Origin of the sequence: Christiangramia marina (genome assembly GCF_048285865.1) — a bacterium.
Taxonomy (GTDB): domain Bacteria; phylum Bacteroidota; class Bacteroidia; order Flavobacteriales; family Flavobacteriaceae; genus Christiangramia; species Christiangramia marina.
Window position 1 is genome coordinate 214,492 of sequence record NZ_JBLVTK010000003.1, and the last position, 2,023, is coordinate 216,514.

Annotated in this window: 3 protein-coding genes; all 3 read right to left on the bottom strand. The window is 34.9% G+C overall.

Annotated elements, in window-relative coordinates:
* Window positions 1-90: 90 nt before the first annotated feature.
* On the bottom strand, window positions 91-285 hold the full coding sequence (locus ACNKXS_RS11765; protein WP_026916191.1) for a cold-shock protein: 195 nt from the start codon (window positions 283-285) through the stop codon (window positions 91-93).
* Between the two features lie 65 nt (window positions 286-350).
* Window positions 351-1,313, bottom strand: a complete 963-nt coding sequence (locus ACNKXS_RS11770; protein ID WP_417921012.1) for a fatty acid desaturase family protein — start codon at window positions 1,311-1,313, stop codon at window positions 351-353.
* A 349-nt stretch (window positions 1,314-1,662) separates the two neighbouring features.
* Window positions 1,663-2,023: cold-shock protein (locus tag ACNKXS_RS11775; protein ID WP_417921013.1), on the bottom strand; the 361-nt coding region annotated here is incomplete at its 5' end.

A 2,023-nucleotide genomic window follows, 5' to 3' on the forward strand; every position in this document is an offset into this window, starting at 1 on the left:
ATTAATAGTTATTGATGCCGGTTAAATTTAAAGATCATCCGGCCTTGATCTTACTTTATTTATAAGTCTCACATTGAAAATTGAAAATAATTAGTCAATTACTTCAACATTCACAGCGTTAAGGCCTTTTCTACCTTGTTCTGTTTCAAATTGTACTCTGTCATCCTCACGAATCTCGTCGATAAGACCAGTTGAGTGTACAAAGATGTCTTCGTTCGAATCGTCAGCTTTTATAAATCCAAATCCTTTTGTTGAATTAAAAAACTTCACTTTTCCTTCTTGCATTACTTAATAATTAATTGTTATAAAATGCCATTAAACTTTTGAGATCGTATGGCTTCCGATCTTAATTATCCAACTCGCAATTTATCTACTTTACCTAGTTCTCGAAGCATTTTGAAATGCTCTCCAACTGCAGATACAAAGCTGTGTTGATTATGATAAGGCAAACCATATTCTTTTGCGGTCTGCGCTACTATATGTGATATTTTTCTATAATGAACATGGCAAATATTTGGTAGTAAATGATGTTCAATTTGATAATTCAATCCACCAATGAACCAGGAAAACAACCTGCTCTTCGGGGAGAAATTAGCTGTCGTTAATAGTTGATGGCTAGCCCAGTCACCCTGTACAATACCTTTTTCATCAGGTAATGGATACTCAGTCGTTGGAACAATATGCGCTAACTGAAAAATGGTAGTAATCATCAAACCTGTTACGAAGTGCATGCTAATAAAAGCTAGAACTACGATCCACCATGCTTGAGGAGCCATAATTATTGGCAGTATTAAAACAAAGAAGAACGAAACCAGTTTCCATACAATTACTATAGATAACTGTTTCCTAAATTCTTTACCTTCCTTGAAGAATCCCATTTTCTTGAATTTTGCCATTCTAACAAAATCCTTAGCGGTTACCCAACTTACCGTAGACAATCCATAAAAGAACCAACTGTATAAGTGTTGAAATTTATGAATACTATATCTCTTGGTATGTGGAGTAAATCTCAAGAAAAACGGAGGGTTGATATCATCATCAGCCTCTTCTATGTTTGTGAACGTATGATGCAATACATTATGCTGAATCCTCCAAATACCTGCATTGGCACCTATCAGGTTTAAAGTATATCCTAAATACTGATTAACCTTTTGATTTTTCGAGTAAGAGTTATGGATTGCATCGTGCATGATTCCCATGCCTATTCCTGCCATTCCAAAACCACTAATAATGTAAAGAACGAATAATAACCAGGTACTTTCTACCATTCCGGTATTCACGATCAATAAAGGGGCTACGAAAGTCAAAAGCATAAGAACAGTTTTCACGATCATGCTAGCATTCGCGTGTTTACTGATGTTATTTTTTTTGAAATAGGTATTTACCCGGCTTCGAAGAGTCTTTGAGAAATCGGATGCTCGTTTTTGAGCGAATATAGGATTGTTGATACTGGTACTATTAAATTTACAAACTAAATAATGAAGTAAACAAAACTTGAAATATCCTGAAAGGACTAAAAAGTGAAGAGAACTAAAATATTTACTACGGCAAATGTAAGCTTTATTATTACATCCACAATATAAATAATCAATTAGTTTTCAAACTTTTACGCTACAGGATACATTCAGTTCTGTATTTAGTTCAATTTCCAGGGTTGGGAAATTAGTCAATGATCTTAACTCTTACTGCGTTAAGCCCTTTCATTCCTTGCTCCAGCTCGAAACTTACTTTATCATTCTCATCAATTTCATCAATAAGACCACTTACGTGTACAAAGTATTTCTCACCGGTTTGTTTACCTATAATAAACCCGAATCCTTTAGAATGATCGAAAAATGAAACTTTCCCTTCTGTATCGGTAATGATCTCTTCCTCTTCTCTATCTTCTTTCTTAGGGATAGCGATTTCGATATCCTCAACTTCTACTTCTACTTTCTGAGTTGGATCTGGAGGAGTGTCGGTTAAATTACCGTCTGCATCAACATAAGCGATCATATCCTCGAATGATCCACCTTTATTGGAA